This is a genomic window from Frankia alni ACN14a, from assembly GCF_000058485.1.
In the GTDB taxonomy this organism is placed as follows: Bacteria; Actinomycetota; Actinomycetes; order Frankiales; family Frankiaceae; genus Frankia; species Frankia alni.
In genome coordinates this window covers 1,114,214-1,128,839 of sequence record NC_008278.1, presented here as the reverse complement: position 1 = coordinate 1,128,839, position 14,626 = coordinate 1,114,214, and the positions used below count along the sequence as shown (strand labels likewise).

General features: G+C 71.3%; 10 protein-coding genes. 3 read left to right on the top strand and 7 right to left on the bottom strand.

What is annotated here, in order from left to right:
• Positions 1–245: 245 nt before the first annotated feature.
• The 3 genes from FRAAL_RS04535 (at position 246) to FRAAL_RS04520 (ending at position 5,948) form a co-directional block, all read left to right on the top strand.
• Positions 246–2,132 (top strand): 2-oxoacid:acceptor oxidoreductase subunit alpha, encoded by a 1,887-nt coding sequence (locus FRAAL_RS04535; protein ID WP_041938845.1) that lies wholly within the window; start codon positions 246–248, stop codon positions 2,130–2,132.
• Complete coding sequence (locus FRAAL_RS04530) at positions 2,129–3,190, top strand: 2-oxoacid:ferredoxin oxidoreductase subunit beta (protein ID WP_011602277.1); 1,062 nt, start codon at positions 2,129–2,131, stop codon at positions 3,188–3,190. Before FRAAL_RS04535 ends, FRAAL_RS04530 begins: the two co-directional genes overlap by 4 nt.
• A gap of 856 nt (positions 3,191–4,046) precedes the next feature.
• Positions 4,047–5,948: a hypothetical protein gene (locus FRAAL_RS04520; protein WP_041938843.1), complete on the top strand. Its 1,902-nt coding sequence runs from the start codon at positions 4,047–4,049 to the stop codon at positions 5,946–5,948.
• Positions 5,949–6,080: 132 nt separating this feature from the next.
• Here FRAAL_RS04520 and FRAAL_RS04515 read toward each other — a convergent pair whose 3' ends face one another.
• The 7 genes from FRAAL_RS04515 to nuoI form a co-directional block, all read right to left on the bottom strand.
• A complete protein-coding gene (locus FRAAL_RS04515; RefSeq protein WP_041938842.1) occupies positions 6,081–7,097 on the bottom strand; it encodes a polyprenyl synthetase family protein in 1,017 nt (338 codons plus the stop codon).
• A 7-nt stretch (positions 7,098–7,104) separates the two neighbouring features.
• Positions 7,105–8,679 carry an NADH-quinone oxidoreductase subunit NuoN gene (gene nuoN / locus FRAAL_RS04510; RefSeq protein ID WP_011602272.1) on the bottom strand — a complete coding sequence of 525 codons (1,575 nt, stop codon included), beginning with the start codon at positions 8,677–8,679 and terminating at the stop codon, positions 7,105–7,107.
• Positions 8,676–10,508: an NADH-quinone oxidoreductase subunit M gene (locus tag FRAAL_RS04505; protein WP_011602271.1), complete on the bottom strand. Its 1,833-nt coding sequence runs from the start codon at positions 10,506–10,508 to the stop codon at positions 8,676–8,678. The genes nuoN and FRAAL_RS04505 overlap by 4 nt, the downstream gene beginning before the upstream one ends.
• A 1-nt stretch (position 10,509) precedes the next feature.
• Positions 10,510–12,495 carry an NADH-quinone oxidoreductase subunit L gene (gene nuoL / locus FRAAL_RS04500; RefSeq protein WP_011602270.1) on the bottom strand — a complete coding sequence of 662 codons (1,986 nt, stop codon included), beginning with the start codon at positions 12,493–12,495 and terminating at the stop codon, positions 10,510–10,512.
• Between the two features lie 99 nt (positions 12,496–12,594).
• Positions 12,595–12,894 carry an NADH-quinone oxidoreductase subunit NuoK gene (gene nuoK, locus FRAAL_RS04495; RefSeq protein WP_011602269.1) on the bottom strand — a complete coding sequence of 100 codons (300 nt, stop codon included), beginning with the start codon at positions 12,892–12,894 and terminating at the stop codon, positions 12,595–12,597.
• Positions 12,891–13,967, bottom strand: coding sequence for an NADH-quinone oxidoreductase subunit J (locus FRAAL_RS04490; RefSeq protein WP_011602268.1), 1,077 nt, complete (start codon positions 13,965–13,967; stop codon positions 12,891–12,893). Before FRAAL_RS04490 ends, nuoK begins: the two co-directional genes overlap by 4 nt.
• Positions 13,964–14,626: an NADH-quinone oxidoreductase subunit NuoI gene (nuoI, locus tag FRAAL_RS04485; RefSeq protein WP_011602267.1), complete on the bottom strand. Its 663-nt coding sequence runs from the start codon at positions 14,624–14,626 to the stop codon at positions 13,964–13,966. Before nuoI ends, FRAAL_RS04490 begins: the two co-directional genes overlap by 4 nt.

The following is a 14,626-nucleotide window of genomic DNA, read 5'->3' as shown; positions in this document are numbered from 1 at the left end:
GCCCGCACCCGCCGGGCGGGCGACGCACCCGACCATCCGGACACGGGTGGCAGCAGCCGACCGTCAGGACAGGGGCAGACATACACAGAGTTGACAGGCAATCACTCTCAGCCAGAGCACGCCGAGATCAACAGATTCGGGTCTGATCGTCGGGCCACCGCGTGCGATCGGTCGGCCCGGCACGCCGCACGCGTCCCATTGCTACAGCCGGTAGGCTGGTGTGGTACCCGAGGAGGTTACTGAAGGTGTCTGAGCAGGTCAGGGAGAGGGAGACCCGCCGGCTCGACCGGGTGGTCGTGCGCTTTGCGGGCGACTCCGGCGACGGTATGCAGCTCACCGGAGAGCAGTTCACCAGCGAGACGGCCACGTTCGGCAACGACCTGTCGACGCTCCCGGACTTTCCCGCCGAAATCCGTGCCCCAGCCGGCACCCCGGCCGGTGTATCCGGATTCCAACTACATTTTTCCGATCACGACATCCTCACCCCGGGTGACGCACCGGACGTCCTGGTAGCGATGAATCCCGCCGCGTTGAAGGCGAATCTCAAGGATCTGCCTCCCGGTGCGAATCTCATCGTCAACACGGACGCGTTCACGGGCGGAAACCTCAAGAAGGCGGGCTATGCGACAGACCCGCTGACGGACGGCACGCTGGACCCCTACCTGGTGCATCGGGTCCCCCTGACCTCGATGACCATCAACGCGGTGCACGCCGCGGAGGAGACCGCCGGCTCAGTCAACAAGAAGGAGGCCGAGCGGGCGAAGAACATGTTCGCCCTGGGCCTCATGAGCTGGCTGTACCACCGTCCGACGGAGGGCACCGTCGGTTTCCTGGAGAAGAAGTTCGCGAAGCGGCCGGAGATCGCCGCGGCCAACATCGCGGCCTTCCGTGCCGGGTTCAACTACGGCGAGACCACCGAGTCCTTCACCGTCACCTACGAGGTGGCGCCGGCCCGGATGAAGTCCGGTACCTACCGGCGCATCACGGGCAATCTCGCCCTGTCCTACGGGCTGATCGCGGCCGGCGAGCTGACCGGCCTGCCGGTGTTCCTCGGGTCCTACCCGATCACCCCCGCCTCGGACATCCTGCACGAGCTGAGCAAGCACAAGCGGTTCGGCGTGCGGACGTTCCAGGCGGAGGACGAGATCGCCGGGATCGGTGCCGCGCTGGGCGCGTCCTTCGGCGGCTCGCTGGGCATCACCACGACCTCGGGTCCCGGAGTCGCGCTCAAGAGCGAGACCATCGGTCTGGCGGTGAGCCTTGAGCTACCACTGGTCGTCGTCGACATCCAGCGTGGCGGGCCGTCGACCGGGCTGCCGACCAAGACCGAGCAGGCCGACCTGCTGCAGGCGATGTTCGGCCGCAACGGCGAGGCCCCCGTGCCGATCGTGGCGCCCCGCTCGCCCGGGGACTGCTTCGACGCCGCGGTCGAGGCCGCCCGGCTCGCGACGAAGTACCGCACGCCGGTGTTCCTGCTCTCCGACGGCTACCTCGCCAACGGCTCCGAGCCGTGGTTGCTGCCGAAGCGCGAGGCGCTGCCGGACCTGACGGTCGCCTTCACCACCGAGCCGAACCACACCGGGCCGAAGGGGCCGGAGTTCTGGCCCTATCTGCGCGACCCGGAGACGCTCGCCCGGCCGTGGGCGGTTCCCGGCACGCCGGGTCTCGAGCACCGCATCGGCGGCATCGAGAAGTCCGACGGGCAGGGGAACATCTCCTACGACCCGGCCAACCACGACCGGATGGTTCGCCTGCGCGCGGCCAAGGTCGCCGGCATCGCGAACGACATCCCCCCGCTGGAGGTGGAGGATCCCTCCGGGCAGGCACGCGTGCTCGTGCTCGGCTGGGGCTCCACCTACGGCCCGATCGCAGCCGGCTGCCGGCGGGTCCGCGCCAAGGGCCTGCACGTCGCCCAGGCGCACCTGCGCCATCTCAACCCCTTCCCGGCCAACACCGGGGAGATCCTGCGGTCGTACGACAAGGTGCTGATCCCCGAGATGAACCTCGGCCAGCTTCGGACGTTGATCCGGGCCGAGTTCCTTGTCGATGCGATCGGCTACAACCAGGTCCGCGGGCTGCCGTTCAAGGCGGCGGAGCTGGCCGGCGTCTTGGAGGACGTGATCAACCAGTGACCGTCACGACGAACCACACCGGTATCAGCAATCGGCTGCTCGACCTGGTGCCGGCCGCGCCGGCCCAGCAGAGCCGCAAGGACTTCACCTCCGACCAGGAGGTGCGCTGGTGCCCGGGCTGCGGTGACTACGCCATCCTCGCCACCGTCCAGGGCTTCCTCCCCGAGCTCGGGGTCGCCCGCGAGAACATCGCCTTCATCTCGGGAATCGGCTGCTCCTCGCGGTTCCCGTACTACCTGCAGACCTACGGGATGCACTCCATCCACGGTCGTGCGCCGGCGATCGCCACCGGCCTCGCCACCTCGCGACCGGACCTGTCGGTCTGGGTGGTCACCGGAGACGGCGACGCGCTGTCCATCGGCGGCAACCACCTGCTGCACGCGCTGCGCCGCAACGTCAACCTCAAGATCCTCATGTTCAACAACCGGATCTACGGTCTGACCAAGGGCCAGTACTCGCCCACCTCCGAGGTCGGCAAGATCACCAAGTCGACGCCGTTCGGCTCGCTGGACCGGCCGTACAACCCGGTGTCGCTGGCACTCGGTGCGGAGGCCACCTTCGTCGGGCGGTCGATCGACTCCGACCGGGCGCACCTGACCTCGGTGCTGCGCGCCGCGGCGGAGCACCCGGGCACCGCGTTCGTCGAGATCTTCCAGAACTGCAACATCTTCAACGACGGCGCCTTCGACACGCTGAAGGACCGGTCGAGCCGCGACGACGCGACGTTGAAGCTCACCCACGGCGAGCCGCTCGTCTTCGGCGCCGAGGGCGACAAGGCGATCCGCCGCGCGGCGGACGGCAGCCTGGAGGTCGTGCCCGCGGGCAGCCCCGGCGTCCTCGTCCACGACGCCGCCGCGGCGGACCCGAGCCAGTCCTTCGCGCTGTCCCGGCTCACCGGCGACACGCACGGGGTGACGCCCATCGGGATCTTCCGCAGCGTCGACGCACCCACGTACGACGAGGCGCTCAACACGCAGATCAGCGACGCTCGGGCCCGGCAGGGCGAGGGCGACCTCATGTCGCTGATCTCCGGTGGGGAGACCTGGACCATCGACTGATCCACGTGTGGCCGCCGGGTCTGGTCGGCACTACCGGCCGGCACCCGCCGGCCGACCGCCAACCCGATCCGGGAGCCCACCGGATCGGCCGGGCCGCTCGGCCAGCCGAGTGGCCCGGCCGACCAGCAGACCGGTAGGAAGGCCGGGGCGCGCGCATCGACGCCGCCCCGGCCTTTCGGCATTCTGGCGCTTCTGCGCTTCAGCGCTTCAGCGCCCCGGCGTTCCGGCGCCCCGGCCGCTCTGGGGATCCCCCCGGGGGCACCCGAACGGCCGTCCCGGGGACCAGCGGGGGACCCCGAAAGCGGTGCCCGGCCAGGACTCCGCCCGCCGGCCCGCGCGCTGCCGTCTCACCATCCCGCCGTCCCGCCGGCCGCGGCCGGCTGCCGAGCGAGCTTCGGCGCGAACGGCCCGGCCTGCCCCGCCCACGCATGCCCACCGGGTCGGCGCCCGGACGGCCACGGCGGCCAGGACTCGTCCCGATGGAGCACGACCATGCGCCGGAATGGGCTGCGGAGCGGTCCGACGACGCCGTTCCGGCCACGGACCATCCTCCCTCGCACTAACCTTTAACTAGTTAGTTCGGATAAGTCCGGTATTTGCTGCTCCGATCAGGTCGGGTAAGGTCAGATTGCGCGTGGGGGTGCCGTGTGGCCCGGGGGGGCTCACAACACCAATGCAGCCGGAGGCGTAGTGCGGGGTCATCGAGCCCTCAGCCCGCGGTCCGCGGCCAGTCCGCGTTCGTCGGTGGGCACCGACCATGCCGCCGAGGCGGCCTGTTTGCGACGGCCCTGCTCTCGGGCTGGCCATGATGCCCGGCCGGCCGGGCCCGAGGCGCTGCTGCCCGCCGGGGGCCACCGTGGGTAGCCACTCCGCCGGCCGGCATTCCCGCGGTGCCGCCCCGCGCCGTCCGGCCGCCCGGACCCCGCTCGGCTTCGACGAGCGTGCCTACGCTCCCACGCCCCCCACCGGGACCGCCGCGGCCTGGGACACTTCGGACCGCTCCGGCGGCTGGTACGGCCCCGCAGCCACCCCGACCGTGCGGCGAATCCCGCCGCGGCCCCCGTTCGCCCCACCCGGCGAGCTCGACACCCTCACCGGCCCGCTGTCGGTCAGCACCACCGCCCGCCAGGCCCGTCAGTCCGCACCCGGCTGGGACGACCACCCCGCGGACGGGCAGCGGCGTGGCTGGCCGAGACACGGCCGATTCACCGCGGGCGGCCGGTTCGGCACCGACCGGCAGGACGACGACCGGTACGACAACGACCAGGATGAGCCCGACCAGTACGACGCCGACCGGTACGACGCCGACCGGTACGAGGCCGACCGGTACGAGGCCGACTCGCTCGGAGACTTCCAGGGCGAGAGCCGGTTCGACGGCGACGGCGACGGGGTGGCAGGTGGCCAGTCCCCCGCGGACGACCGGCTCGACGATGACCGGTACGGCGCGGACGGTGTGTACGGAACAGGCACATGGCACGACTCGGACGACTGGTACGACGCCGCGGACGGATTCGACGCGGAGGATCGCTTCCACACCGGCCCGTCCCCGAACGCGGGCTTCGACGCCGACCGGTTCGACGCCGGCAACCAGTTCGACGAGGGCGACCGGTTCCACGCGGACGACCAGTTCGACACTGACGGCCGCTTCGCCGCGGACAACCGGTTCTACCCGGACGATCGGTTCGATGAGGACGACCGGTTCGCCGCGGGCGATCGCCTCGGCGAGGACGGCCGGCTCGAGGACGGCCGGCTCGAGGACGGCCGGTTCGAGCACGGCCAGTTCGACGAGGACGGCCGGTTCGAGGACGGCCGATGGTCGGACTTCCCGGCGCACGACGTGCCCTCCTGGGAGCAGGGCTCCCGGTTCGCAGCCTCCTCGCGGCTGATGAGCCCCTCCTTCGGCGCATCCTTCACCGCCAGCCGGATGCCCACCACCAGCCGGACGCCCACCGGTCCCCGGCGCAGCGGGCCATCGGCGGCCGCCCGCAACCACGCGCCGGCCGAGCGTGTGCCGGGTGCCCATCGCGCCCCCATCCGGCGCGGCAACGGGCGGGTGCGCCTGGCCGCCGCCGGCACCGCCTCGCTGGCCGGGCTGTCGGCGCTGGTCGCCGGAGTGGCCTTCGGGGGCGACGGGGGTGGCGGCGCGGCGGTCCCCAACGCCGGCGAGGCGTCGCGGATCCAGTACAGCGGCACGGACACCCTCGCCTACGGCGCGTCGCAGTCCCAGGCGTCGCGGGACCGCACGCAGAGTTCGCCGCCGCGGGCCGCGCTTGCGCCGAGCGCCGACAGAGCGGGCAGCGGGACCGGCGGTTCCGGCGCGTCGGGGTCGAGTGCGGTCACCACGGTCGCGTTGGGCCCCACCACCGCCCCGATTCCGATCATCTCCCTGACTCCACGGGACCAGCCGACGACCGGGCCGACCGATCTACGGTCCATCGCGCCGAGCGCCGGCACCGTGACGGGCGCCTCCGCCACGGCGGCCCCGACCACCACGGCGACCCCGTCGGCGTCCGACGATGGCGAAGCCACCAGCCCGGCGGTGAGTCCGTCGGCCACGCCGAGCACCACCGCGTCCCCGGGCACCGGTGCGCTGCCGTTCCATCCGATCGATGTGGAGCCGCTGCTCGGCTCCTGGTTCAGCGCCCCGTCCTCGTCCTCGTCCGGTTCGACCGCCACCACGTCGTCGGCGTCCACGTCGTCGGGGGTTCCGGCGCAACGGTCCAGCAGCACGCCGATCACGGCCCACGCCGCTCACTAGTCGCACAGCCGCCCTCTCCGGGGCGGCCGCCACTGCGCCGGGGCGCCCGCTCCTGTCCCGGAGCGCGGCGTCCGCTCCGGCGCGGCGCGGTGCTGCCCCGCGGCGGGGCGGGGTGCCGGCGGGGCCGGGGCGTCAGCCGGTGCGGTCGATGACGAAGTCGGCGAGGGACTCCAGCGCCGCCTTCGCCCCGTTGTCCGACAGCGGCGCCAGGCACTCCCGGGCGCGGGTCGACCAGGTGACGAGCTCCTGGCGCGCCCTGGCCATCCCCTCGTGTGCGCGCAGCAGCTCGATCGCCTCCGCGACGCCCTCCTCCGGATTCCCGCCCCCGGCGGCGAAGTCCGAGTTGATCAGCTCCCGCAGCCGGGCGGCGGGCCGGTCGTCGGCCTGCAGCGCGTAGAGCACCGGCAGGGTGGGGATGCCCTCCCGCAGGTCGGTGCCGGGGGTCTTGCCGGAGTCGGCCGGGTCGGAGGCGACGTCGATGATGTCGTCGGAAAGCTGGAAGGCCACCCCGAACAGCTCGCCGAAGGTCGCCAGGGTGTCGACGGTGACCGGGTCCGCGCCGGCGAGCATCGCGCCGAGTCGGCCGGAGGTGGCGATCAGCGAGGCGGTCTTCTCCGTGACCACCCGCAGGTAGTGCTCGACCGGGTCCTGGTCGGGGGCGGGGCCGACGGTCTCACGGATCTGGCCCTCGCAGAGGGTCGCGATCGTCCGGGCGAGGATCCGGGTCGCCGCGGGGCCCAGGTCCGCGGTGATGTCGGAGGCGCGGGCGAACAGGTAGTCGCCGGTGAGGATCGCGACCGTGTTCGTCCAGCGGGCGTTGGCGGACGCCGCTCCCCGGCGGCGGGGGGCCTCGTCCATCACGTCGTCGTGGTACAGCGTCGACAGATGGGTGAGTTCGATCGCGACGGCCGCCGGCACCACCCCGGGGGCGTGCGGATCGGCGAACTGCGCCGCCAGCAGCACGACGATGGGGCGGAAGCGTTTACCCCCCGCATCGACGAGATGCCGCGAGGTCTCGGTCACGAAGGAGAACTCGCTGCGCACAGATGCTCGTAGCAGCTCCTCCACCTGACCAAGCCCATCTCGCACGGCTTTTTCCAGATCAGGATCGGTCCTGATCCCCACGACGTCCAGCCCGATAGCGCTCATACCACCGTCAGCGTACGAAGCCGGACGTCGCCGCGGTATTCGCGAGGTCCAGAAGGGGCTGTGGCGCTACTCCCAGGACAAGCGTCGCCACGGTGCCGATGCCGACCGTGGCGAACGTCAGGGTCGGCCGGGTGACCACCACGGGCCCCTCGGCGAGCGGCTCCGAGAAGAACATCAGCACGATCACCCGCACGTAGAAGAAGGCCGCGATCGCGCTGCAGACCAGCGCCACGACCACCAGGGGGGTCGCGTCGCCCTCGATCGCCGCCTGGAACACGGCGAACTTCCCGGTGAAGCCGCTGGTCAGCGGGATGCCGGCGAGCGCAAGCAGGAGGAAGGAGAACGTGCCGGCCAGCAGCGGCGAGGTGCGGCCGAGGCCCCGCCACTGGGACAGGTCGCTGGCCTCGCCGTCGCCCGTGCGCACCAGCGAGACCACGGCGAACGCGGCGATCGTGGTGAAGCCGTAGGTGACCAGGTAGAACATCGAGCCGCGCAGGCCGTCGGTGTTGGTGCCGGCGAGCCCCACGAGCAGGAAGCCGGCGTGGGCGATCGCCGAGTAGGCCAGCATCCGCTTGATGTCGCGCTGGGTCAGCGCCAGCACCGCGCCGACGACCATCGTGAGGATCGCCACGGTCCACAGCACCGGCCGCCAGTCCCACCGCAGGCCGCCGAAGGCGACGTAGAAGACTCGCAGCAGGGCACCGAAGGCGGCGACCTTGGTCCCGGCGGCCATGAACGCGGTCACCGGGGTCGGCGATCCCTGGTAGACGTCGGGCGTCCACGAGTGGAACGGCGCGGCGCCGATCTTGAAGAACAGGCCGACGGCCAGCAGGGCAAGCGAGAGGTAGAGGTAGAGATCGTTCTTTCCGGCGTCACCGACCGCATCGGCGATCTTGCCGAGCTCCACGCTGCCGGCAAATCCGTAGGCGAACGCCACACCGTAGAGAAAAAACGCCGAGGAGAATGCTCCGAGCAGGAAGTACTTCATCGCCGCCTCCTGCGAGAGCAGGCGCCTGCGCCGGGCCAGCCCGGCCAGCAGATACAGCGGCAGCGACAGGATCTCCAGCGCCACGAACATCACCAGCAGGTTGTTCGAGGCGACGAAAAGCATCATGCCGGTGACCGAGAAGACCATCAGCGGGTACGCCTCGGTCTGCATGTGCGTGGAGGTCTGCTGCGCGGTCGAGCCCTTCGAGCCGGGCGTGATCGCCGCGGAGGCGACGATCGCGCCGCCGGAGGAGTCGAGCCGGCGCTCGGCCACGAGCAGCACCGACAGCAGCGCGAAGACCAGGATCGTGCCCTGCATGAACAGCGTCGGCGCGTCGATCGCCACTGCGCGTGACGCGAGCACCGCGTGCCGGCCATGCAGCACCGCGACCGCGACCAGCGCCGCGATGAACCCGCCCCCGGCCAGGATCGGCTGGATGACGTGGCGCGCCGCGCGCGGGGCGAAGGCGTCGACGAGCACCCCGACCAGCGCCACCACGAAGACGATGAGCAGCGGGCTCAACGAGGAGTACTCGATCGACGGCGGCGTGAACTTCGGCGCCTGCGCCAGCAGGATGGTCGAATCGGCGCTCACGAGTGGCCTCCGGGCTGCGTCGCGGCGGGATGGGTCGCCCCGGGATGGGTCGCCCCGGGATGGGCGGCCGCGGGATGGGTCGGTGCCGGATCGGACTTGCCGATGTCGGCGTAGGTCGCCGTCACCGTCGGCCTGATGATGTCAAGCAGCGGCTTCGGGTACACCCCCAGGGCGACGATGAGCGCGACCAGCGGGGCCACGACGACCTTCTCGCGCAGGCCGAGGTCGTGCAGGACCCTGTTCTCCTCGTGGACGACCGGGCCGGTCATCGTCCGCTGGTACAGGTACAGCACGTAGATCGCCGCGAGCACGATGCCGCAGGTCGCCACGATCGCCAGCGGCTTGTTCGCCGTGAACGTGCCGACCAGGACGAGGAACTCGCTGACGAAACTGTTCGTCCCGGGCAGCGCCAGCGACGACAGCCCGGCGAGGAGGAAGACCCCGGCGAGCACCGGCGTCACCTTGGCCAGCCCGCCGTAGGCGCCGACGTCGCGGCTGCCCCGTCGGGTCACCAGGAAGCCGACGACCAGGAACAGCAGCCCCGTCGAGAGCCCGTGGTTGACCATGTAGAGCACCGCACCGGTGCCGGCCTGGCTGGTGAAGGCGAACAGACCCAGCGCGATGAAGCCGAAGTGGGCGAGCGAGGTGTACGCGACGAGACGTTTCATATCTCGTTGCCCGATGGCCAGCAGCGCCCCGTAGAAGATCCCGACGACCGCCAGGCCCAGCACCAGCGGGGCGAAGTAGTCCGCGGCGTCCGGGAACAGCGGGATGCAGTAGCGGATCAACCCGAAGGTCCCGACCTTGTCCAGCACACCGACGAGCAGTACCGCGCCGCCGGTGGGCGACTGGGCGCCCGCGTCGGGCAGCCAGGTGTGGAACGGGAACAGCGGGGCCTTGATGGCGAATGCGACGAAGAACCCGAGGAACAGCAGCTTCTGTACCCCGGGAGTGATCTCCATCTGCCGCAGGGTGGCGAAGTCGAACGTGCCGTGCCCGAGGTTGTCCGCGGACACGACGTACAGCCCGATCACCGCGGCGAGCATGAGCAGGCCGCCGAACAGGCTGTAGACCAGGAACTTCACCGCCGCGTAGGAACGCTGCGCCTGCTCCTTCACCGGGCCGTAGCTGCCGATGAGGAAGTACATCGGGATCAGCATCGCCTCGAAGAAGACGTAGAACAGGAAGACGTCGGTCGCGGCGAACACGCCGATCATCCCGGCTTCCAGGGCGAGCAGCAGCGCGAAGAACGCCGGCACCGAGCGCCGGCCGTGCCTTTCGGCGACCTCGTCCCGCGTGACGACCGGCGGGGCCGTCGCGGTCCGCGCCGGGGCGGCCAGCGCGACCGCGGTCCCACCCGACCCGCCACCGTCACCCAGCCCGCCACCGCCACCCAGGCCACCACCGCCACCCAGGCCGCCACCGCCATCAAACCGGTCGACGCCGCCGGTGGCGTCGGGGGCGACCGTGGGAGCGGGGACGCGCCCGCCGCCCGGGGCGCCGCCGTCGACCTCGTCCCACGACGACAGCACCACGACCGGCACCAGCAGCGCGGCCAGCAACATCAGCACCAGCGAGATGCCGTCGGCCCCGACCGAGTAGGAGATGCCGAACGTGGAGATCCAGTCGTAGGACTGGCCGAACTGGAAGCCGGCCTTGTCGGGGTCGTAGGCGAAGGTCGCGAGCACGGCGAGCACCAGGACCGCGAGCGTGAGGCCGAGGGTGAGCTGCTTGGCGAGCGTGGCGAGGCGCCGCGGCAGGGCGGCGACGACCACCGCCCCCGCGGCCGGGACGATGAGCAGGATCGTCAACCAGGGGACTGTGTTCACGTCAGCCCGCCCTCACCAGCAGCAGTGCGCCGACCACGAGGACGGCACCTCCCAACATCGACAGAGCGTAGGACCGGACGAAGCCGGTCTGCAGGCGGCGCATCCGCCCGGACAGCCCGCCGATGGCGGCGGCGCTGCCCCGCACGAGCCCGTCGATGCCGACGAGGTCCAGCCAGACCAGGAAGCGGGTCAGGTACTGGCCGGGACGCATGGCGACGGTCTCGTTGAACGTGTTCGCGAACAGGTCGTGCCGGGCGGCGAAGGTGACCAGGCTGACCTCGGTGTCCGGCCGGGCCACGGACTCGACCGGTCGGAGCTGGTAGCGCAGGTAGGCGCCGGCGAAACCGCCCGCGGTGACCACCAGGGTGAGCAGGGTGAGCACGACCGGGGAGAACGTGTGCACGCCCCCGACGCCCGTCCCGGCGACCGGTTCGAGCCAGTCCTGCAGCGAGTGACCGAGGACGAACAGGCCGCCGGCGAACACCGAGCCGACCGCCAGCACGATCATCGGCCCGGTCATCGACACCGGCGACTCGTGCGGGTGCTTGGCGGCCGGGCCCTCCGCCGACCAGCGCGGCTTGCCGTGGAAGGTCATCAGGAACAGCCGGGTCATGTAGAAGGCGGTGATGCCCGCGCCCAGCAGCGCGATCGAGCCGAGCAGGTAGCCGGACGTGCCCCCCTTGTCGAAGGCGGTCTCGATGATGCGGTCCTTGGTGAAGAATCCGGACAGCCCCGGGAAACCGATGATCGCCAGGTAGCCGAGGCCGAAGGTCACCCAGGTGATCGGCATGTACCGCCACAGCCCGCCGTAATGTCGCAGGTCCTGGTCGTCGTCCATCCCGTGGATCACCGACCCGGCGCCGAGGAACAGGCCGGCCTTGAAGAAGCCGTGGGCCAGCAGGTGCATGATGCCCAGCGCGTAGCCCGCCGGCCCCAGGCCCACCGCGAGGAACATGTAGCCGATCTGGCTGACGGTCGAGTAGGCCAGCACCTTCTTGATGTCGTCGTAGGCGCAGCCGATGACGCAGCCGATGAGGATCGTCGCGGCGCCGATGATGACGACGACGGTGCGCGCCGCCTGCGTCCCGTCGAAGATCGGCCCGGCCCGCACGATGAGGTACACCCCGGCGGTGACCATGGTCGCCGCGTGGATGAGCGCGGAGATCGGGGTGGGGCCCTCCATGGCGTCCGGCAGCCACGCCTGCAGCGGGAACTGGCCGGACTTGCCGCACGCGCCGAGCAGGAGCAGCAGCGCGATGGCGGTCAGGGTGCCGTAACCGATGACGCCCGCCGCGGCGGCGCCGAACACGTCCGCGTAGCTGGTCGAACCCACGGTGGCGAACATGAACATGATGGCCAGGGCGAGGCCCACGTCGCCGACCCGGTTCATGTAGAAGGCCTTGTTCGCCGCGGTGGCCGCGGCCGGCCGGTCCTCCCAGAACTTGATGAGCAGGTACGACGACAGGCCGACGAGTTCCCAGCCGGCGTAGAGCGACAGGAAGTTGTTCCCCAGGACGAGCAGCAGCATCGACGCCAGGAACAGGTTCATGTAGGCGAAGAACTTGCGCCGGTTCGGGTCGTGCGCCATGTAGCCGATCGAGTAGATGTGGATCAGCGTGCCGACGCCGGTGATCAACAGCACGAACACGATCGAGAGCTGGTCGACGAGCAGGCCGACGTCCACCTGGAAACCGTTGACCGGGATCCAGGAGTACAGGTGCTGGGACAGCGCCCGGTCGTCGCCGTCGCGGCCGAGCAGCGTGGCGAACAGCACCAGGCCGAGCACGAAGCTCGCCGCCGCCGCGAGCGTGCCGATGAGGTGGCCGAACCGGTCGGTGCGCCGACCCCCCAGCAGCAGGACCGCGGCGCCGGCCAGCGGCAGCACGATGAGCAGCCAGGACAGCGAGAACACTCCGGAGGCGGCGGCGTAGTGGATCGGATGGCCGCCGGATTCGGTCGCGGCGAACAGAGCCGGGTCGACCTTCATCGCGACCCCGCCACGGCGCGTCGTTGGCGATAAAGCGTCACTGCAGTCTCGTCCGTTCTTCCATGACCGCCGGGAGCGCCGCGGCCGCTGGGTCGCAGGTCAGTACTTCAGCAGGTTCACGTCGTCCACCGACGCCGAGCGACGGGTGCGGAAGATGCTGAGGATGATGGCCAGGCCGATGACGACCTCGGCGGCGGCGACGACCATGACGAAGAACGCCATGACCTGGCCGTCGAGGGTGCCGTTGATCCGGGAGAACGTGACCAGGGTCAGGTTCACGGCGTTGAGCATGAGCTCGATCGACATGAACACGACGATCGCGTTGCGCCGGACGAGGACCCCGACCGTGCCGATGGTGAACAGCAGCGCCGAAAGGATCAGGTAGTTCGCGGGATTCACCGCTCGTCCCCCTTCCCGGCGCCGGCCAGCGCCGAGCCGTTCACGTCGACCGGATCCGTTGCGCCCCCGGTGCCGCCGTCCGCCGCGGCGCCGTCCGTCGGCGCCGGGGGTGTCGGCGCGCCCGGCGAGGTGCCGCCGCCCGCGCCCGGTCCGCCGGGCCGGCCGGGCCCGGCCGGCCCGCCGGATCCCCGCGGGCCGCCGGGACCCGCCGACCCCGGGCCGTCGGACACTCCGGGGGCGCCCGGGGCGCCCGGGGAGCCCGGGCTGTCGGAGGCGTCCGGGGTGTCCGCCGCCGACCGGCCGTTGGGAAGGTCCGCCGTACCCGGTGCGTCGGCGGCCCCGGGGACGCCGGGGATGCCGCCGATCCCGGAGGCGCGGCCGCCGCCGGGCAGCAGGCCGAGGGTGTCGGCCGAGTCGTGCCGGGCGAAGACGCCCGGTCCGGGCAGCGGGGTGAGCTGGCGGCCGGGCTCGGCGAACCGGCGGCGCATCCGCTCCCGCTGGTCCACCCGGCCGCCCTCGCGCTCGCGGTGACCGAGCACCATCGTTCCGATCGCGGCGACGACGAGCAGCGCCGAGACCGCCTCGAAGACGAAGACGTAGTCGCTGAACAGCAGCCGGCCGATCGCCTGGACGTTGCCGCCCTCGTTGGGCGTGTCGAGGCCCTTGGCGGTCTCGCCGTCGATGGCCGAGCCGATCGGGAAGACCAGCAGTCCGGCGAACCCGAGCCCGAAGATCGCCGCGCCGAGCCGCTGGCCGCGGATGGTCTCCACCAGCGAGTCCGACGAGTCGACGCCGACGAGCATGAGCACGAACAGGAACAGCACCATGATCGCGCCCGCGTAGACGATGATCTGCACGAAGCCGAGGAACGGCGCCTGCTGCACCAGGTAGAACACCGCGACGCAGAACAGGTTCGCCACCAGCAGCAGCGCGCAGTGCACCGCGCTGCGGACGAACACCATGCCGAGGGCGGCCAGCACCGCGATCGGCGCGAGGATCCAGAACACCGTGGCCTCGCCGGTGGAGGTGCTGGTGATCTCGCCCGCGGCGGCGAGCAGACTCCCGTGGGTCATCGCGGCCGCTCCGAACCGGCGCCGTGCGCGGGCACCTCGTCGGCCCGGGAGTGCTCGCCGGCCGTGCGTCGGTCGATGACGTCGGCGGCGCGGTCGGTACTGGAGTCGGAGCCGCCGGCGGCGGCGCGCTGCTCGTCGGTCACCTGCCAGGGCAGCGGTGCGTCGGGGTCGCGCACGTAGTAGTCGGTCTCGCTGGAACCGAGCCGCATCGGGTGCGGCGGGGCCTCCATGCCGGCGGCCAGCGGGGCGAGGAGCTGCTCCTTGGTGAAGATCAGATCCCGGCGGCTGTCGTCGGCGAGCTCGTAGTCGTTCGACATCGTCAGCGCCCGGGTCGGGCACGCCTCGATGCACAGCCCGCACAGGATGCAGCGCAGGTAGTTGATCTGGTAGACGCTGCCGTACCGCTCCCCCGGCGAGTAGCGCTCGGTCTCGGTGTTGTCGGCGCCCTCGACGTAGATGGCGTCGGCGGGGCAGGCCCACGCGCACAGCTCGCAGCCGACGCACTTCTCCAGCCCGTCCGGATGACGGTTGAGCTGGTGGCGGCCGTGGAACCGGGGCGCGGTCTCCTTCTTGTACTCCGGGTACTGCTCCGTCGTCGGCTTCTTGAACATCGTCGAGAAGGTGACGCCGAAGCCCTTGTAGGGGTCGAAGAAGCCCAT